The sequence below is a fragment of the uncultured Oscillibacter sp. genome (assembly GCF_947654275.1).
Classification (GTDB): domain Bacteria; phylum Bacillota; class Clostridia; order Oscillospirales; family Oscillospiraceae; genus Oscillibacter.
Genome location: NZ_CANTJS010000026.1, coordinates 18648 through 37744, shown reverse-complemented (window position 1 = coordinate 37744; position 19097 = coordinate 18648). Strand labels below are relative to the sequence as shown.

21 protein-coding genes and 1 pseudogene are annotated in these 19097 nt (G+C 58.5%); 1 reads left to right on the top strand and 21 read right to left on the bottom strand.

All coding sequences use genetic code 11. The annotated features are described in order from the left end of the window. From Q0063_RS08550 to Q0063_RS08510, 9 genes and pseudogenes are all read right to left on the bottom strand, one after another. The coding region (locus Q0063_RS08550) for a transketolase (protein ID WP_297871556.1) at nt 1-739 on the bottom strand (739 nt) is incomplete at its 3' end. A gap of 239 nt (nt 740-978) precedes the next feature. Beyond that, nucleotides 979-2268: pseudogene (locus Q0063_RS08545) on the bottom strand (TRAP transporter large permease). Further along, a complete protein-coding gene (locus Q0063_RS08540; RefSeq protein ID WP_297871555.1) occupies nt 2269-2748 on the bottom strand; it encodes a TRAP transporter small permease in 480 nt (159 codons plus the stop codon). A 14-nt stretch (nt 2749-2762) separates the two neighbouring features. Further along, nucleotides 2763-3779 (bottom strand): DctP family TRAP transporter solute-binding subunit, encoded by a 1017-nt coding sequence (locus tag Q0063_RS08535; protein ID WP_297871554.1) that lies wholly within the window; start codon nt 3777-3779, stop codon nt 2763-2765. Nucleotides 3780-4332: 553 nt separating this feature from the next. Further along, nucleotides 4333-6501, bottom strand: coding sequence for a 1,3-beta-galactosyl-N-acetylhexosamine phosphorylase (gene gnpA / locus Q0063_RS08530; protein WP_297871553.1), 2169 nt, complete (start codon nt 6499-6501; stop codon nt 4333-4335). 10 nt (nt 6502-6511) lie between these two features. Next, nucleotides 6512-6718 (bottom strand): DUF6903 family protein, encoded by a 207-nt coding sequence (locus Q0063_RS08525; protein WP_297871552.1) that lies wholly within the window; start codon nt 6716-6718, stop codon nt 6512-6514. An 83-nt stretch (nt 6719-6801) separates the two neighbouring features. After that, entirely contained in the window at nt 6802-7689 is an 888-nt protein-coding gene (locus Q0063_RS08520) for a carbohydrate ABC transporter permease (RefSeq protein ID WP_297871551.1), read from the bottom strand. Between the two features lie 12 nt (nt 7690-7701). Then, nucleotides 7702-8580: a carbohydrate ABC transporter permease gene (locus Q0063_RS08515; RefSeq protein WP_297871550.1), complete on the bottom strand. Its 879-nt coding sequence runs from the start codon at nt 8578-8580 to the stop codon at nt 7702-7704. Nucleotides 8581-8672: 92 nt separating this feature from the next. Beyond that, complete coding sequence (locus Q0063_RS08510; protein WP_297871549.1) at nt 8673-10058, bottom strand: carbohydrate ABC transporter substrate-binding protein; 1386 nt, start codon at nt 10056-10058, stop codon at nt 8673-8675. Between the two features lie 374 nt (nt 10059-10432). On the opposite strand from Q0063_RS08510, the gene Q0063_RS08505 reads away from it, so the two are divergent. Beyond that, nucleotides 10433-11257 (top strand): AraC family transcriptional regulator, encoded by an 825-nt coding sequence (locus Q0063_RS08505; RefSeq protein ID WP_297871548.1) that lies wholly within the window; start codon nt 10433-10435, stop codon nt 11255-11257. Between the two features lie 21 nt (nt 11258-11278). On the opposite strand, the gene Q0063_RS08500 is transcribed toward Q0063_RS08505, so the two are convergent. From Q0063_RS08500 to secY, 12 genes are all read right to left on the bottom strand, one after another. Then, entirely contained in the window at nt 11279-11998 is a 720-nt protein-coding gene (locus tag Q0063_RS08500; RefSeq protein ID WP_297871547.1) for a polysaccharide deacetylase family protein, read from the bottom strand. A 642-nt stretch (nt 11999-12640) separates the two neighbouring features. Next, a complete protein-coding gene (gene rplQ / locus Q0063_RS08495) occupies nt 12641-12979 on the bottom strand; it encodes a 50S ribosomal protein L17 (protein WP_297871546.1) in 339 nt (112 codons plus the stop codon). 81 nt (nt 12980-13060) lie between these two features. Continuing rightward, nucleotides 13061-14011: a DNA-directed RNA polymerase subunit alpha gene (locus Q0063_RS08490; RefSeq protein WP_297871545.1), complete on the bottom strand. Its 951-nt coding sequence runs from the start codon at nt 14009-14011 to the stop codon at nt 13061-13063. 83 nt (nt 14012-14094) lie between these two features. Further along, nucleotides 14095-14697: a 30S ribosomal protein S4 gene (gene rpsD, locus Q0063_RS08485; RefSeq protein WP_297871544.1), complete on the bottom strand. Its 603-nt coding sequence runs from the start codon at nt 14695-14697 to the stop codon at nt 14095-14097. Nucleotides 14698-14721: 24 nt separating this feature from the next. Continuing rightward, nucleotides 14722-15126: a 30S ribosomal protein S11 gene (gene rpsK / locus Q0063_RS08480; RefSeq protein WP_295753017.1), complete on the bottom strand. Its 405-nt coding sequence runs from the start codon at nt 15124-15126 to the stop codon at nt 14722-14724. Nucleotides 15127-15141: 15 nt separating this feature from the next. Continuing rightward, nucleotides 15142-15507, bottom strand: a complete 366-nt coding sequence (gene rpsM, locus Q0063_RS08475; protein ID WP_297871543.1) for a 30S ribosomal protein S13 — start codon at nt 15505-15507, stop codon at nt 15142-15144. Between the two features lie 28 nt (nt 15508-15535). Then, the gene (gene rpmJ / locus Q0063_RS08470) at nt 15536-15649 is read right to left on the bottom strand and encodes a 50S ribosomal protein L36 (RefSeq protein WP_014116882.1); all 114 of its coding nucleotides are present in this window, start codon (nt 15647-15649) and stop codon (nt 15536-15538) included. A gap of 36 nt (nt 15650-15685) precedes the next feature. After that, entirely contained in the window at nt 15686-15904 is a 219-nt protein-coding gene (gene infA / locus Q0063_RS08465) for a translation initiation factor IF-1 (RefSeq protein ID WP_295734746.1), read from the bottom strand. A gap of 3 nt (nt 15905-15907) precedes the next feature. Continuing rightward, nucleotides 15908-16192, bottom strand: a complete 285-nt coding sequence (locus Q0063_RS08460; RefSeq protein ID WP_297871542.1) for a KOW domain-containing RNA-binding protein — start codon at nt 16190-16192, stop codon at nt 15908-15910. A gap of 14 nt (nt 16193-16206) precedes the next feature. Then, a complete protein-coding gene (map, locus tag Q0063_RS08455) occupies nt 16207-16959 on the bottom strand; it encodes a type I methionyl aminopeptidase (RefSeq protein WP_297871541.1) in 753 nt (250 codons plus the stop codon). A 7-nt stretch (nt 16960-16966) separates the two neighbouring features. After that, nucleotides 16967-17599, bottom strand: coding sequence for an adenylate kinase (locus tag Q0063_RS08450; RefSeq protein ID WP_297871540.1), 633 nt, complete (start codon nt 17597-17599; stop codon nt 16967-16969). 121 nt (nt 17600-17720) lie between these two features. Beyond that, nucleotides 17721-19097, bottom strand: a complete 1377-nt coding sequence (gene secY, locus Q0063_RS08445) for a preprotein translocase subunit SecY (protein WP_297871539.1) — start codon at nt 19095-19097, stop codon at nt 17721-17723.

The following is a 19097-nucleotide window of genomic DNA, read 5'->3' as shown; positions in this document are numbered from 1 at the left end:
ATACGCCCTTGCCCTTGACGGTGTGTCCATAGATACATTTGGGCTTTCCATTCCGGGAGGCGTAGCATTTGTCCAAAGCCGCCACGATTTCCTCCATACTGTGGCCGTCAATCTCGATGGTCTCCCAGCCAAAGGCCCGGAACTTGGCGCCCAGGTCGCCGTTGGGCATGATTTCGTCGCAGGTTCCGTCCAGCTGGAGATTGTTGAAATCCACGAAGGTGATCAAATTATCCAGGCCGTATTTGCTGGCGGTGTTGGCGGCCTCCCAGATTTCGCCCTCCTGGGCCTCGCCGTCGCCCACGACGCAGAAGACCTTGTAGTTTTTCTTATCCAGCTTGCCCGCCAGGGCCATGCCCGCTGCGCAGGCCAGGCCCTGACCCAGGGAGCCGGTGGAGATGTCGATGCCCGGGCACTTGTTCATGGAAGGATGGCCCTGGAGCATGGAGCCCTCTTTCCGGAGGGTGTCCAGCGTCTCTTCGGGGAAGAAGCCCACGGAGGCAAGGCAGGCGTACTGGATGGGGCAGACATGGCCCTTGGAGAGGACCATCCGGTCCCGGGCGGGCCAGCGGGGGTCCTTGGGATTCAGGTTCATGTACTTGAAGTAACAGGCGGTGACGAAGTCCGCCGCGGAGAGGGAGCCGCCGGGATGGCCGGACTGCGCCTTGTAGATCATGTCGACGACCTTCATGCGCATCCGGGTCGCGGTGTTCTTGAGTTCCTGGATAGAAATGTTGTTCATCTTCAAATCACCTCATGATTCATTTTTGTATGGATGGATTTCTAGGTCGTATGTCGTTTGTTGTATGTCAGACAATTAGCTTGAATAAAAGATAAGCCTTTTGTCTGACAAAGTCAAGGGCTTTTTCTCAAGTTCTTTCGTTTTTCCATTTTGGCGAAAAATACCGGGGAAATTTGGAGAGATTGCCGGTTCTGCCCCTCCGCCCCAGGGAAGAGACCCCGGGATGGAGGAAGCCGAACTCAGGCGCCGGCAAACATCAGGGAAAGGCTGGGGATATAGGTCACCAGGAGCAGGACCACCAGCTCCGCCAGGAGACAGGGAACAATGCCCTTGCTGATCTCCTCGATTTTAATGTCCCCTATGCCGCAGGCCACGTACAGGTTCACGCCAACCGGCGGTGTGAACAGGCCGATGGCCAGGTTTACAATCATGACCACGCCCAGGTGGATGGGATGGATTCCCAGCTGCAGGGCCACGGGAGCGAACAGCGGCGTAAAGATGTACAGGGCGGAGGTGGAATCCAGGAAACAGCCGGCAATCAGCAGGACGGTGTTCACAATCAGGAAGAACACAATCCAGTTCCCGCCGGTGACCTAGAGCATGAACTGCTCGATGACCTGGTCCAGCCGGGCCCGGGTCAGGACGTAAGCGAAGAGCGTCGCGCCCATGGTGATGAACATAACCGTGGCTGTGGTGCTGCACGAGTCGATAAGGATGTCGACTGTTTTCTTGAGGTCGATTTCCCTGTAGACAAAGACGCCCACGATCAGACCGTAGAACACCGATACCGCCGCCGCCTCTGTGGGGGTGAAGATGCCGCCGTAAATGCCGCCCAGGATGATGACCGGCATCAAAAGGCCCCAGAAGGCACCCTTGAAGGCCTGCCAGCGCTCTTGTCCCGAGGCTTTGGGCATCACCTTTAAATCCAGCCTCCGGCCCAGTACCAGGGAGGCCACAATCAGCGCCGCGCCCATGCACAGGCCCGGCAGCATTCCGGCGATAAAGAGCTTGGTGATGGAGGCGTCGGCTATGGAGCCATAGACCACGAAGGTAATGGAGGGAGGAATGACCACACCGATGGCTCCTCCCGCCGCCATGAGGGCGCAGGAAAATGCGGCGGGATATCCGGCCTTCACCAGGGCGGGGATCATAATGAGACCCAGAGCCGCTACGGTGGCGGGGCCGGAGCCCGAGATAGCGGCAAAGAAACAGGACACCACCACGCATACGATGGCCATGCCGCCCTTGATGTGGCCCAGACAGCGCTCCGCTAGGTTGATGAGCCGCCCTGAGATGCCCGCCTTCTCCATAACATTGCCGGAGAGGATAAAGAAGGGGATCGCCAGAAGAACAAACTTGCTGCTGGCGGAGGAACACAGCCGGGGCAGGACGCTCATGATGGCCTCCAGGGGCTTCCCCGCCCCCTGAACCAGGATGGCCGCCACGCTGGACATGCCCAAGCAGATGGCGATGGGCGCGCCCAGGGCCAGCAGAACAATAAAAATACCTAACAGCGACAGACCTACCATTTATGCCTCCTCCTTCTGCGCTTCTTGCGCCGTTTCCTTTGCCATGTCCACCGCCCCCTCGATAAAGGCAATCATGGAGAAGGCCGCGCCGATGGGTACAAAGGAGCCGTAAATCCACTCCGGCCACTGCATGGCCGCGGTCTCCTGGCCCAGGCGGTACTGGCTGAGGACCATCTGCACGCCGAAAACCACGATCAGCAGACAAAACAGCGCCGCGATGATATACATAACGATGTTGATGGTCTTCCGCACCTTGGGACTCACCCGGTCCGTCACGATGGAGAGGCCCAGATGGGCTCTGCGGCGGGCGGCGATGGCGGTGCCCATGAAGCTCATAAGCACAAAGAGATAGGTGGACATCTCATCGGAGAAGGCTAAGGAATGGTTGAACACATAGCGGGCGATGACGTTGGCGAACACCAGCACCGCCATGACGGAGACGCAGACGCAGGAGACCACCTTTTCGATTTTTTCCAGCATACTTTCCTCCCCCCTTATTCCATGCCGAAGGCAGTGCAGGCTTCCTGCCCATAATCAGCTTTCAGCTCGGCGGTGACGCCGGCAACAGCTTCCTGGAAAACCGCCAGCTGTTCTTCTGTCAGAATGTCCACCTGCATACCCACATCCCTGAAGCCCTGGATCAGGGCCTCCTCGTCCGCCTCCAGCTTGTCGCGGCCCCAGTTGCAGGCCTCCAGGGCGCATTCCCGGAGCAACTGCCGGGTGTTCTCCTCCAAGCTCTCCCAAATTTTTGTGTTAGCCACAAAGAGGTCGTTTTCATAGCTGTAGTTCCAGATGGTCATGTATTTCTGCACCTCGTCCATTTTGGCGGACTTCGTGATGGAGCAGCCGTTTTCCTGTCCGTCGATGGTGCCCTGCTGGATGGCGGTGAAGACCTCGCTCCAGCTCATAGCGGTAGGGTTAGCCCCCAGGGCGTCGAAAACGTTCATATAGACGGCGGAACCGGGAACGCGGATTTTCAGGCCCCTTAAATCCTCGGGGCTGGTGACGGGCCGCTTGCTGTTGGTTAACTGCCGGAATCCATTGTGGAAGGACCCGAGATAGGTGATGCCCTTGGGCTCCAGAAGCTGGGCATAGTATTCCCCTCCGGTCCCGTCAATGACCTCTCGGGCTTGCTGATAGGACGTGAAGGACCAGGGGATGGTCGCTACGGAGATTTTCGGCTCCAGGTTTGCCAAGACGCTGGTGGCGTATGCCCCCAGGTCGGAGCCGCCTGTCACGATGTATTCGATGCCTTTTGTGCTGTTGCCTCCTGCCAGGGTATCGTTGGGGAACACGTCGATGACGATGTTTCCTTCGGAGCGCTCTACCACCAGCTCTGCGAAGTAGTTTGCCACCAGGGAATCGATCTGGGTATCCGTTCCGTTGACCGCCATGGCGAGGTTCACCCGCTGGTATGCGCCCTCTCCTGTACCTTCCCCGCCGCCGCAGCCGGCAAGCCACATCAGCGCCGCGGCGAAAAAAAGAACCGTAATCGTTTTGCCGTATTTCAAGTAAGCTGCACCTCCAAATAAAACTGTAAGGCCTCATCCTTTCTTTTGACTAATGTCTGACATACTAACTAAGACAAATATACAAGTTATATGAAAGGCTGTCAATACATCTGAGCTGTTTTCTGCATTTATAACAAAAAGAAGGGAGATATTTAGATGTTTTGCCAAACCAACTGCCGGTAGGACAATTTGGGGAATCTCAAACGGAACGCCCAGCGATGTGACCGTATCTTAGGCTTTCTCGTAGCGTCATCACAGGAGGTATGATCGGAACCCGCTCTAACGCCCCCAAGGGAATCGTGCAATCCATGATTGCTAACAGTGCAATTGCTACAAATATTTTTTCCGGCTTAAAAAGAAAAGAGCGGCAATCAAATCTGATTGCGCTCTTTTTCTATGCCCTGAACGGTTATTTTATTGTTGTCCTTGTGCGGGGTGGCCTTTGTCCTTCGGCTTTCTTTTGTATGCAGGATGCGGCGCGGCATACAGGCAAGCGGGTTTTCCCGCCGCCGCATGGCCGCCGTGCGGCGTCTGCGGCAGCTCCGCCGTCCGCTCAGATTTCAAACCAGCGGATTCCCCCCGGCGGCAGCTCCAGGGAGAAGCTGGACCCGTCCCCCCGGAAAATTTCCGTGCGCTGAGGCGCGCCGTCGTTATTGACCACGCAGAAGCGCCCGCTGTCCACATAGGCGTGGACCTCCACCCGGAAGTTGGAGGAGAACCACCGGGCAATCCGCTCCTCTCCGTGGGCGGCCCAGAGAATGGCCCGGTGAAGCAGGCGGCAGTTCTCGAAGGAATAGGGCAAACCGGAGAGATACACCCCCCGCCCTTTTCCATAGGCATTCGCCGCCAGCTGAACCTCCCGGTCCCGCTGAACCAGCACCTCTGCACCCTCCAGGGCGTAAATGCTCTTCTGCCCCTCGCCGAAGTCCACAGGACTCTCCGCGTCCGCCAGAATAAAGTGGGACCGGTGCTCCTCCCAGTTATACTTGTCATAACCTAACGTATAACCCGTCTCTTTTTCAACTCCAAGTATCCCGGAAAGCTGGAAATAGCGGCCCTGGTACTGGTGTCCGGAGGGCTCTCCCACGCCGATCAAGCCTCCGCCGTTCCATACGAAGCGCTTCACGGCGGCGGAAATCTCCGGATCCTCCCAGAGGGCTCCGCCGGTGTGTGCGGTGTCGCCGCCGCCGATGTTCAGCAGCACATCCACGCCGTCCAGCGCATGGGGGTCCTCCTTCAAATCGTCAAAGCTCAGAAAACGCACGTCGAAGGGCGCGCCGGACAGGGCCTCAATCACGCCGGCATAGGAGTGGTTCTGCTTTTGATACAGGGCGTGGTGGACCATGTGGCAGCCCCAGGAACGGGCCCGGCCCCAGCAGTTCAGCACCGCCACGGTCTGGGCACACCAGGGCTTTGCTCCGCCGATGCGGTCATACAGTTCCCGGAACTCGTTGCAGACCGATTCCACATAGTCGATGAACTCCGGGAATTGGCAGGCCAGCTTCAAATAGCCGCCGTAGCCGATGCGGTCGATGGGCTTCCTCAAAATGGCCCGGCGGGCCGTGACCCAATTTTCCCGGGCCTCCCTCACCGGATCGCCGCCCTCGTGGAAGGTATCCGGGAAGAAGTAGGGCAGGAAACGGCCCTCGGTGTACCGTACGCCGGGGATGTCGGAAATCAGCCGGAGAGTGGACCCATTGCCCACGCTGCCCACGACGGCGTCCAGGCCAATGGTCTTGAACTCCTCCAGATAGGGCTCCGTGCCAATCCAGTGGTCCCCCAGGAACATCATGGCCTCCCTGCCCATCTGGTGGGTCAGGTCTACCATTTCCTTTGCCAGAGCAGCGACCTCACGCCGCTGAAATGCGCAGAAATCCTTGTATTCCCTGGAGGGAATCCGATACTGATTGTTATAATACCCCTGGTCGATTACAAATTCCGGGCGGAAGGGATAGCCAGCCTCTCGCTCGAACCGCTCCAGGATATAGGGGGACACAGACGCGGAATAGCCGTACCAATCCACATACTTCTCCCGTTTCAGCTCATCAAAAATCAGGGTGAACTGGTGGAAAAAGGTGGTATAGCGGATTACGTCCACATAGGGGTGGTCCTCAATGAACCGCCGCAGCCGCTCCATGGTAAATTTCCGGGTCTTGGGCTGGCGGACGTCAAAGGTAATCTGGTGCTCAAAGTCCTTCCAATCGTTGGTGACCGCGTTGTACATATGCACCGGGTCCCAGATCAGATAGGCCAGGAAGCTCACGGTATAGTCATGGAAGACCTCCGGCGCGGGAATCACCACCGTGCCGCTTCCGGCGTCATAGTCCCACGCTTCCGAAGACAGGGGGGTTCCCGTGGTGCGGTCCATCACCTCCCACCAGCGCTTGATATCGTCCCGGCTGTTGACCTCCAGCAGCTCGGAGCTGATGCCCTTCAGCAGCGGAATCGACAGGGGGCCGCCGGCGGCAGTGTGAAACGCCGTCATGATATAGCACTGCTGCACCTCATCGGGGTTGGCTTTGGCCCAGGCGTTATCCTTGCGTGTGGTGTAGTAGGTGGCGTAAACCTTGGCGTCTGCGGTTTTCAGCTCCTCCGGGTAGTCCGTGCCGTCGCAGTCCCGGATGGCGTCCGCGCCCCAGCGCCGGAGAAGCTCAAGGGTCTCGGGCACTACATCCACATCTGTGGGGATGGTTACCCGGCCTTTCCTCTGCTGTTCACTCATACGTTCCACCTCACAGGCCCGCGCCCTTGTCGCCCTCGAAGGGTTTATTGTAAACCAGCAGCGCCGACAGCAGCAGAACAACCCCTATCAGCATCAGCCCCAGGCCCGACAGCTTCCCCGTCTGCTTCCAGCCGAAAATCACCAGGGCCATTCCCACGAAGAAAAACCCCGCAATGAACAGCGCCCGGAGACCGGCGTGCTCTTTCCAAAATTTCATATGCGTCACCTCTCAAGAAATCAAGAAATCTCTGCACTTCCGTCCGCCGGAGGCGCAGGAACAGTGTTTACCCACTCTGCCGGTCAGCCCTTCAGGCCTCCGACGGTCATACCCTGGGTCAGCTTCTTCTGTACGCACATGTAGAGAATCAGGGTGGGCAGCATCACCAGCACCAGACCGGCATACATCCTGCCGAATTCTGCCTTGGACTGGGAGGCCTGCATCAGGTTCAGCAGGCCCACGGGAAGGGTCTTCTGTCCGGTGGAGCTGCTCATCAGCGTCATCGAGATGATATACTCGTTCCAGAAGGAGAGGAAATTAAACAGAATGATGGTGATGATGGAGGGCTGGGCCATGGGGAAAATGACACGCACCATGGCCTGTCCATAGTTTGCGCCGTCGATATAAGCCGCTTCCTCAAAATCATGGGGAAGCGTGGCGAAATAGCCGGACAGCAGGTAAATGGTAAAGGGCAGGGCCGTGGAGGCGTACACCAGGGCCAGCACAAACAGGTTGTTGAGAAACAGGGTCTTGCCGAAGAAGTAGTTCATCCAGCTGTCCCAGTCCCGCATCATGAGGAAGATGGGCACCACGATGTAGTTCACATTGATAAACAGCCCGGCCATAAAGGCGGTGTTGAGGAATCGGCCTCCCCGGAAGCGGAACCGGGACAGGCAGTAGGCCGCGGGCAGGGCAATCACCAGCAGCAGAATGAGAGACAGCGCGGTGACCATCACCGAGTTGAGCATATAGCTGCCCATAGAGGCGGCGGTCCAGGCCTCTACAAAGTTCTGCCAGTAGAAGCCGGCGGGCAGCGCCCAGGGGTTGCCGTAGAACTCGCTGTTCTGCTTGATGGAGGCCAGGAAGACCCACGCCACGGGGACGATGATGACGATGGCCAGCGTGGTCAGGACAACATAGATAAACGCCTTATACAGTCTGTCCGCAGAGGAGGTTTTCTTCGTAGTCATATGGTCGCCTCCTTACATTTCCAGCACTTCCCGCTCCGTCACCCTGTTGACCAGGGCGGACAGCAGGAAGGAAAACAGGAAGATCACCACACCGGCGGCCATGGAATAGCCATAGAGCCCGGCGTCCTTCTGCGCGTACATGAAGCTCAGACCCACGTCGGACATGCCGGGGGCCACCATGGACTTGACGAAGAGGAAGGCCATGTTGATGGTGGAAATAATGAAGAACGTCAGGGTGGTGCGGATGTTGGTCCAGATGAGGGGCAGGGTAATCTGGAAGAACTGGGTCAGCCGCCCCGCGCCGTCCAGCCCGGCGCTCTCATAGAGGCTGGCGGGCACGGCAGCCATGGAAGCCATGTACATGACCATGTAGTAGCCGATGGCCTGCCAGACCATGGCAATGATGATGCTGACAATGACCATGGGCTGACTCTTCCAAAGAATCTCGATGTTCCGCCCGGCAAAGAATGTAAAAATATTGTTCAGCATGCCGGTGGTATCCGGCTTGTAGATGGCGGAGAAGATACCGGCGATCACCACAATGGACAGAATGTTGGGGATGTAAAAGACGATGCGGAAAAAGTTCTGCCCCTTGATTTTCTCCCGGGTGAGGATGGCCGCGAAAACGATGGCAAAAAAGAAGGTAATCACTGTCACGGTGACAATCAGCAAAATGGTGTTCTGCATGGAGGTGATGAATTTCACGTCCTTTATCAGGACCTTGAAGTTCGCCATGCCCACAAAGGTCTCCGTCGGTGAATAGGCCCCCCGCTCAAAGAGGGACATGCGGAACACATTCAGCGTGGGAAGAATCATGAACACAAAGTAGAGAATCACTGCCGGGGCCGTACACAGAATGAGGAACCGGCTTCTGTTCTTGCTGCTGCGCATGGAACCGCTCCTTTCTCTCCAATATTAAAAGCGGCGGCGTGCAGAACCTGCCCGCCGCCGCCCGCTTTTGGCTATGGAATTGTGAAGCGCGCTTAGCTCACAATCAGGTTCTCCCGCATGGTGTCGCTGGAGGTCCTGATGTTGTCCACCCACTGGTCCTGGGTCAGAGAACCGCTCACAAGGTTATTGAAGGGGTCGAAGAAGACCTCGCGCACGCTGCCCAGACCGGGCACGGAGGCGTAGGCTGCGAAGCCGCCCATAACAGCGGAAGCGCCATTGTCATAGATGGAGTAGAACATCTTGTTGTCGCCCTCCATACCGTCGGTAATGCCGGTGATGGGCTGGGCGGCTCCGCCCTTGGCGAAGATCTCAGCGGCCTTGTCGCTGTACATGAAGGCTATGAACTGCTTGCCGGTGTCGATATTGGACGCTCCGGAGGGAATCCAGATCTGCTCCAGCCAGCAGTAGCTGGCGCTGGTGCCGCTGGCGCCGCCGGGCAGAGCGCACATGCCCCACTCAAAGCCGTCCGCACGGGGCGCGTCGGCCATCTCGCCCACAATCCAGGTGCCGTTGGGCATAAACAGGGCCTTATTGTCCAGAATCAGCTGCTGGTTCTGGGTGAAGTCCTGGTCGTTGGCCTGGGCAGGGGTCACCTTGGCGGTGTAGCCCGCCAGCTTGCTCATCACGTCGAAGCACTGCTTGGCCTCGTCGGTATCCCATACGCCCTCGGCATAGTTCATGGCCTTGTTGAAGAAGTCAGGGCCGCCTACGGAGTAGAGCAGGGTGGGGAAAAACGTGTCAAAGTAACCGGTGGTGGGGTAAGTAAACAGAGCGATGTCCTCGGCCTTGGCCTTCTCGCCCAGCTCCCACATCTCATCCCAGGTGGTGGGAACGTCCCAGCCCTTCTCCGCGAACAGGCCGGCGTTGTAGAACAGGCCGCAGGGAGAGTAGAACATGGGGGCCAGATAGGTCTTGCCATCGCCGTAGGGATCGGTGATGTTGGTGCCCACAAAGCCGGGGACCAGCTTGCTGTCGACGGATGCGCTCTCGCCGGGAACGGTCATGGTCAGCACATCGGTGATGTCGGCAATAAGCTTATCCTTGATGAACTGCTCGGTCAGGCCCTTCTCGCGTCCGGTGGCGCAGAGGACCACGTCGGGATAGTCGCCGCCCTGCATGGAGGGACCAATCACATCCTCCAGGTTCTTCTCCAGGGTCAGTTCCACCTCAACGCCGGTCTCGGCGGTGAAGGCGGCGCAGACCTCCTGCCACATACCGGGATAGGCGGTCTCATAGCCGGAGGAGAGAGCGGCCACCTTGATGGGGCCGGCGGGGGCAGGAGCGGGATCGGGGGTATCCTGACTGCCGGAATCCGCGGGGGGAGGCGTCTGCGCGGGAGGCGTCTGAGGCGCGCCGCCGCAGGCGGCCAGAGACAGCGCAATGGCCAGAGTCAGCAAGAGACAGAGAAACTTCTTCATAGTGTAACCTCCTTATGTTTTCGGGAGCCGCGGCCGGGTCACCGGCCCTGTTATGTTCAGTATAGCGGTACGGCCGCCGGAAAAGCAATGGGTATCTTGCGAAAGTTTTTAGATATCTTGCTTTTTGCGTTTTGCCGGAAATGATGGAGTAAATTCGTCCTCATTTTGGATATCCTCTCTAATCTCAAAATTTACCCCCTCTTATCCTCTCTCCTTTCCACATAAAAACCGGGAAGAAGCGACAAAATTTTTATGATAAGTTGCATAGTCTCTCTCAATCAGTTATAATCATTCTGGAAGCCGCCTCTGCCTGTTTTCAAAAAATTGCGCAGGCAGGCGTCCCCCGCCCCCACTTCACAACGGGAGGTTCCGCCATGAGTCAGCGTCAGTACACCTTTCCCCGGGAGTCGGAATCCCTTGAGACCGCCCCCCGGCTGTTATACCTCTCTCAGGCCCAGTACAGCGGTGAATGGAACTCCAGCCTCCACACCCACGGCTGCGCCGAGCTGTTCTTCATCACCGGAGGCCACGGCCGTTTCCGCTTCCAGCAGAGGGAATTCCCCGTATCCATCCACGACGCGGTCATCGTCAACGCCAACGTGCCGCACACGGAGGTCAGCCAGCTGGAAAGCCCCCTGGAGTACAAGGTCCTGGGTGTGGAGGGACTGGGCACCCTGGCAGGGGGAGAAGGATATGCCATGCTCCATCTGCACAGCGGCTGGGACGCGCTGATGGTCTGTCTGGACCTGATGCTCCAGGAGGCCTCCCAGGCCCAGCCAGGCTATGAGCAGGTCTGCCGGAGCCTGTCCACGGCGGTCATGATTCTTTTGAGCCGCCAGCAGAACGCCGCCCTCTCCGGCGGACCGCCGGATGCCCGGTCCAACCGGGAATGCGGCCTGGTCCGGCGGTATATCGACAACCACTTCAAGGAAAATCTGAGCCTGGATCAGCTGGCCCAGATGGTCCATCTTAATAAGTATTACCTGGCCCACGCCTTCCGCCGGGAATTCGGCGTCTCCCCCATCAATTATCTGGTCTCCAGGCGGATTGAGGAAAGCCGCTTTCTCCTTCGTGAAACAGACCACACCCTGTCCCTGATCGCTCAGATTCTGGGCTTTTCCTCTCTCAGCTACTTTTCCCAGTGCTTCCGCCGGATAGAGGGCGTCAGCCCCCTGGAATATCGCCGCAGAAACCGCTGACCCGGGTCTGTCCCATGGCCTTTACCCGGTCCCTGTGCGGTACATGGTCCCCGGCTGGGGCGTTACGCCGTTGAGTTCCAGCAGCTCCCTCACCGTCACAAACCAATAGCCCTCTTCCTGGAGGACATCCACAACGCCCAGAGCCGCGTCCACAGAACTGGCATAGATATCGTGAAGCAGGATGATGCTGTTGGGCTCCACGCACTCCAGAATCGCCCGGGTCACCTTCTCCGCGTCCCGGCTCTCCCAGTCCCTGGGATCCACGGACCACTTGACCATAGGCACATTGATTCCATTCTCCCCGCCGGCGGCCGGCTGTCCGTATGGAGGCCGCAGCCAGTAGTCCCCGGTCCCCAGCAGCTCCGTCAGGGCGGTCTCCGTCTTGCAGATTTCCCAGGCCACAGTCCCCGCCTCCGTATTGTCCAGCCGCTGGTGACTCCAGGTATGGTTTCCAATCTGGTGGCCCTCCCGGGCCATCCGCAGCACCAGGTCCCGGTTTTCCTCAATCTGCTCGCCAATGAGAAAAAAGGTGGCGCTGGCTCCCCGCTCCTTCAGCCCGTCCAGCAGCTTTTCCGTGGTAGGCCGTTTCGGCCCGTCGTCAAAGGTCAGGGCCACATATTTCCGCGGCTCCTCATCCGCTGGTATTTCCGCCGCGGCGTCTGTGGGCACTGCGGCCCCGATGCCCTGGAACAGCAGCACCAGGCCTGTCAAAGCCAGAAACAACAGCATCGTTCGTCTCATTTCGCCATCTCCCCAAGTTTTTCGAGGATAGTATGTCCGAAATGCCGGCGGAACATTCCCCTGTTTTGCTTCTGCTCTTTCTGCGTACTGCGTACTTTTGCAGCGGGTGCAAAAAGGCATGTTAGAGTTTGTCCCTCGCCTGCGTGGGCCGAAGGAGTGTTTTATTCGAAAATTTTATAGGGACCGGACTCTGTCCCAGCCTGTCTCCCGGAAGCTTGCAAATTCCGAAAAACGGGGCAGGACAGAGCCTGCCCCCTACGCCTCATCCTCCTGATAAACTGTGCGTTTGGCCACTTCCCTGCTCCGGGCCTCCGTGTGCGCCAATCGGAAACGCGGCGAAAAACGGCGCGCTCTCAGGCCAGAGTCTGTCTCCCAGCCGCGTGGGCCGGGCCTCCGTGTGCGCCAATCGGAAACGCGGCGATAAACGGCACGCTATCAGGCCAGAGTCTGTCTCCCAGCCGCGTGGGCTGGGCTTCTGTGTGCGCCAACTGGAAACGCGGCAATAAACGACGCGCGCTCAGGCCAGAGTCTCTCTCCCAGCCGCGTGGCTCGGGCCTCCGTGAGCGCCAGCCGGAAACGCGGCACAAAAAAAGCCCTTTGTCTTGGGCCTAGGTTCCCAGGACAAAGGGCTTTTTCTCTTTTTTATTTCACCAGCTCAAGGATTGCGGTCTCCGCCGCGTCGCCCCGGCGCACGCCGGTGCGGATAATGCGGGTATAGCCGCCGTTGCGCTCCGCATAATCGGGAGCAATCTCCTTGAACAGCTTCTTGCAGACGTCCTCACGGGTGATGAAGCTCATAGCCTGCCGGTAGGCGGCCAGATCGTTCTTCTTGCCCAGAGTGATCATCTTTTCAGCCAAAGGCTTGATCTCCTTGGCACGGGTGACGGTGGTCTCCATCTTTCCGTGGTCCAGGAAATCCGTGACCTGCTGACGCAGCATGGCTCTGCGCTGGTCAGAGGTCTTGCCAAGCTTACGAGGCATTTCGGTTTCCTCCTTAATACTATTTCTCTTGCGGCGGACAGACCGCCGGCAAACGCCGATGTGTTCCGGTTCCCCAGGGGATCAGCCGTTTTCCTCATCGGCCAGGTGCAGCCCCATCATCGCCAGCTTGTTGATGACCTCCTCCAGGGACTTCCGGCCCAGATTCCGGACCTTCATCATTTCATCCTCGGTCTTGGAGATCAGATCCTCTACCGTGTTGATGTTGGCGCGCTTGAGGCAGTTAAAGCTGCGCACGGAGAGATCCAGTTCTTCAATGGTCATCTCCAGCACCTTGTCCCTCTGTGCCTCCGCCTTCTCCACTACGGTGGGCTTGCTGCCGACATTTTCACTGAGGTCGGTGAACAGTGTGAAGTGGTCGCACAGAATCTTCGCTCCCAGAGACACGGCATCCCGGGCGGAGATGGTCCCGTCGGTCCAGACCTCCAGCGTCAGCTTATCGAAGTCGCTGGAGGTACCCACACGGGTGGGCTCCACAGAATAATTCACCTTGTACACCGGCGTATAGATAGAGTCCACAGCGATGGTGCCGATTACATTCTGCTGAGGCTTATTACGGTCAGCCGGCACATAGCCGCGGCCATGGGAAAGAGTAATCTCCATGTTGAGGGCGGCCCCATTATCCAGTGTAGCGATATGCAGATCGGGATTCAGAACCTCCACCTCGCCGTCGGCCTTGATATCGCCGGCAGTCACCACGCAGGGCCCCACCGCCTCAATATACACCGTTTTCACAGACTCGCTGTGAAGCTTGGTCAGAAGACCCTTCACGTTCAGAACGATCTCCGTCACATCCTCCTTTACACCGGGGATGGTGGAGAACTCATGCTGAACGCCGGCGATTTTGATGGTGGTCGGCGCGGTGCCGGGCAGCGAGGAGAGCATAATGCGGCGCAGCGCATTGCCCAGTGTGGTTCCATAACCCCGCTCCAGGGGCTCCACGACATACTTGCCATAGGTCACGTCACCCGGCGTCTCGATGCATTCGATCTGGGGCTTCTCAATTTCAACCATGCAGTACCCTCCTTCGTCTTGTCAACGCGGCGATGCAGCGCATGCCGCCTGCGGTTCGTGTCATGTTCGAGGGTATCCTCCGATTACTTGGAGTAGAGCTCAACGATCAGGTGCTCCTCCACGGGGATGTCGATATCCTCGCGGGCAGGAAGACGGGTAACAGTGCCCTTCAGAGTGTTCTTCTCCCGCTCCATCCAGGGGGGCAGCAGGAAGATGGGGGCGTCCTGTCCGGTGAGGCGCTTGAAGACCTCGGAAGAGCGGCTGCCCTCGGCTACCTCGATGACGTCGCCGGCCTTGACCTGATAGGAGGGAATGTTGACCTTTTTCCCATTCACGGTAAAGTGGGCGTGATTCACCAACTGACGGGCCTGGCGGCGGGTCATGGCGAAGCCCATGCGGTACACAACATTGTCCAGACGGCGCTCCACATTGATCAGCAGGTTGTCGCCGGTCTTGCCGGGGGCGGCGGCGGCGGCCTCATAGTAGCTGTGGAACTGCTTTTCCAGGATTCCGTAGATAAACTTGACCTTCTGCTTTTCGTTCAGCTGAATGCCATACTCGCTTTTTTTCTTCCGCATCTGGCCGCCGGGATTCCGGTTGGTTTCCTTCTTGGCATAGCCCATAACGGCGGGAGAAATGCCCAAAGCCTTGCAGCGCTTGGCAATCGGCTGCATATTTCTTGCCATATTGCTCGTTACCTCCTCTTTCGATTACACGCGGCGGCGCTTCGGCGGACGGCAGCCGTTGTGGGGGATGGGAGTGACGTCCTTAATCATGGTCACTTCCAGACCCACTGCCTGCAAAGCGCGGATGGCGGCCTCACGGCCCTGGCCGGGGCCCTTGACGAACACTTCCACAGTCTTCAGTCCGTGCTCCATAGCGGCGCGGGCGGCGGTCTCAGCCGCAGTCTGGGCCGCGAAGGGGGTGGACTTCTTGCTGCCGCGGAAGCCAAGGCCGCCAGAGGAGGCCCAGGAGATGGCATTGCCCTGGGAGTCGGTGACGGTCACCATGGTGTTGTTGAAGGAAGAACGGATATGGACCTGGCCACGCTCGATATTCTTCCTCTCGCGGCGGCGGCGAATGACCTTCTTGCCGCCGGATTTCTGTGCTGCCATATTCTTTCTCCCTCCTTACTTCTTCTTGTTGGCGATGGTCTTCTTGGGTCCTTTGCGGGTCCGGGCATTGGTTTTGCTGCGCTGGCCCCGGACAGGCAGACCCTTGCGGTGACGGAGACCGCGATAGCAGCCGATCTCGCTGAGACGCTTGATGTCCAGCGCGGTCTGGCGCCGGAGGTCGCCCTCGACGGTATAATCGTCAATGGCGTCGCGGAGTTTTTGCTCGTCGGCGTCGCTGAGATCCTTCACCCGGATATCGGGGTTCACGCCGGACTTCGCAAGGATGTCCTTGGCGGTTTTTCTGCCAATGCCGTAGATATAGGTGAGGCCGATCTCAATACGCTTATCCTTCGGCAGGTCAATACCGGCAATACGTGCCATACTTTTAAAGCACCTCCAATTTCAAATGTCAGCCCTGTCTCTGCTTGTGCTTGGGGTTCTCGCAAATAACCATAACACGGCCTTTGCGCCGAATAACCTTGCACTTTTCGCACATGGGCTTCACGGACGGTCTTACTTTCATAGCTTGAAACCATTCCTTTCAGCGGTATAAAGGTTGTTACTTGCTGCGCCAGGTGATCCGGCCCCGGGTCAGGTCGTACGGGGACATCTCCACCGTAACCTTGTCGCCGGGCAGAATCCGGATGAAATTCATCCTGAGCTTTCCGGAGATATGTGCCAGAATCATGTGCCCATTTCCAATGTCAACCTGGAACGTCGTGTTGGGCAGGGCTTCCACCACAACGCCTTCCACCTCGATCATGTCGGATTTTGCCAAACGTCATCCCTCCTGGTCCGGCTGAATCGCCTCACGGTATCCCGCAAGGGTCCTGCGTAGCTCGCTGTTGCTGATTTTCTCCCCGCCCCGGATTTTCTCAGCGAGGCGGGTGTCGTCCGCCGCCGCAAACAGCACATGCCTGCGCTTTTTGCGCTTGGGGGACTCCACCTTTCTGGATTTTCCGTCCGCCAGCAGGAGATATTCCCCCTCGACGGCCAGGACAACGAAAAGCTTTCCCTTGTCCCGCCCGGCATCGGAGCGGACGATGTTTGATTTCGCAATTTCCATGCGCTCTCCTGTTTTCAAATGGCGGGAGCCGTTAAAATCTCCGGCTCGCCATCGGTGATCAGGATCGTATTTTCATAGTGGGCCGCCCACTTTCCGTCCGCGGTCTTCACCGTCCAGCCGTCGCTGAGCTGTGTGATGGCGGCGGCGCCGGCGTTGACCATGGGCTCAATGGCCAGAGTCATTCCCCGGAGGAGCCGGGGACCATGGCCGGGACGGCCGTAATTGGGAATCTCCGGCGGCTCGTGCATTTTGGCGCCTACGCCGTGGCCCACGTATTCCCGGACCACGGAGAAGCCGTTTTCTTCCACATACTGCTGCACGGCGGCGGAGATGTCCTGAAGCCGGTGTCCCTCCCGGGCGAAGCGGATTCCTTCAAAAAAGCTCTGTCTGGTCACGTCAATGAGCTTCTGAGCCTCCGGGCTGATGGTCCCGCAGGGAAAGGTGGCCGCACCGTCTCCATGAAAGCCCCCGATGTACGCGCCCACGTCCACGCTGACGACGTCGCCCTCCCGCAAAACCCGTTTGCCGGGAATGCCGTGGATAATCTCGTCGTTCACACTGATGCAGACGCTGGCTGGGTAGCCATTGTAATGGAGAAAGGACGGAACCGCGCCCTGTTTGCGGATGAACCGCTCTACCTCCGCGTTGATCTCCTGGGTTGTAACGCCGGGCCTTACCATTTCCCCTGCCAGAGCACGGGCAGCCGCGGTAATTTTTCCGGCACGGCGCATCAAGTCGATCTCCTGGGGGGATTTGAGAATGATCATTCTTCTATCATCTCCCCAGAACGCTGAGGATGGCCTGAGAAGTGGCCTCCACGGTGGATTGATTTTCCACCGTCTTCAGCACGCCCCTCTGGGCGTAGAAGGCCTTCAGGGGCTCCGTTTCCTTATGATAGACCTCGAGCCGGGATTTCACTGTCTCGGGGGCATCATCTTTCCGCTGGATCAAATTCCCGCCGCATTTATCGCATACGCCCTCTGCCTTGGGGGGTACCGCCACCACATGGTAGCTGGCTCCGCAGTCCGGGCAGACCCGGCGGCCGCTCATGCGCTCCATAATGGTCTCGTCAGAGATTTCAATGGAGACCACGCTGTCGAACACCACGCCTGCCTTTTCCAGGGCCTCCGCCTGGGCGATGGTGCGGGGCACGCCGTCCAGGATGTAGCCGCCGGCACAGTCCGGCTCCGCCAGCCGCTCGGTGATGATGCCGATGATGACCTCATCGGGCACCAGCTGACCCGCGTCCATAAACGCCTTTGCCTTCAGTCCGGTGGGAGTGCCGTTCTTCACGGCGGCACGGAGAATATTGCCGGTGGAAATGGTGGGAATATCCAGCTTTTCACACAGGATATCGGCCTGTGTACCCTTGCCGGCGCCAGGGGCGCCCAAGAGGATCAAGTTCATACAAACCTCCTGTTTCCCGCTGCGGCAGAGCCGCATACGGCTGCCGCTTTACCTGGCGCGGCCCTCCGTTTTCTGATGGGGAGGGGAACGGCCCGGAGGCCGTTCCGCCTCTTCACGTTTCTTATTCCAGGAAACCCTTGTACTGACGCATCAGCATCTGAGACTCTAGGGCCTTCACCGTCTCCAGGGCCACGCCCACGACGATGATGACGGAGGTTCCGCCGACGGCCACGGAGTTGTTCCCCAGAATCTTGCCGATCAACAGGGGGCAGATGGCCACAATGCCCAGATAAATGGCGCCGAACAGGGTAATCTTGTTCAGAACCTTCCGGATAAAGTCCACCGTGGGCTTTCCGGGCCGGAAGCCGGGAATGAACCCGCCCTGCTTCTTCATGTTGTTGGCAATTTCCACGGGATTGAACTGGATGCTGGCGTAGAAATAGCTGAATCCGATGATCATGATGAAATAGACCACCATATAGAGCACGGATTTGGTGTCAATGGCATTGTAGATGCTCCGGGACACGGTGCCCTCGGCGGGGATGCCCGCAAAGCTCCAGACCGTAATAGGCAGAGACGCGATGCTCTGGGCGAAGATCACGGGGAGCACACCGGCCATACCCACCTTCATGGGCAGGTTGCTGCTCTGTCCGCCATACATCTTCCGGCCCACCTGACGCTTGGCATACTGCACGGGAATGCGGCGCTCCGCGTCGTTGATGAACACAATGAACACGATCAGGGCCAGGCCGCCCACCAGAAGGAGCAGCACGCCCCAGGGAGCCATTGCACTGTCCAGAACGCTCTGAGCCTGCTCGGCGCTGTAGCCGGCCTGGGTCAGGGTCTCCAGCGTCATAGCGCCGGTGCGGACGGAGTTCCAGGTGGTGATTCCATTGTAGAGACTGGAAATCATGCTGGGAACCCGGGAAACGATGCCGGCAAAGAGAATGATGGAAATACCGTTGCCCACGCCGAACTCGGTAACCTGCTCGCCCATCCACATAACGAAGGAGGAGCCGGCAATCAGGGTCACAATGATAACCAGGGCGGGCCAGATGCCCTCCGCGCCGGGAGCCAGGATGCCGTAACGCTTCATCATGAAGTAATAGCCCAGGGCCTGGAGAATGGCAATGGCCACAGTGGTGTAGCGGGTGATGGACTGGATTTTCTTCCGGCCCTCTTCGCCGCCGTCCTTGGCCAGCCGCTCCAGATAGGGAATCGCGACGGTGAGCAACTGGATGATGATGGAGCTGTTGATATAGGGCTGGATGCTCAGGGCAAAGACTGTCGCCTGGGCAAAGGCGCCGCCGCTCATGACATTATACAGGCCCAGAATGGTGGCGCCCATGCTGTTGAGCTGGTTTTCCAGCAGCCCGGTGTTGATATAGGGGACGGTAATGGCATTGCCGATGCGGAAAATCAGCAGAATCAGCAGCGTGAAAACCAGCTTCTTCCGCAGCTCAGGAATGCCCCATGCTTTGCGAATGGTTTGGATCAC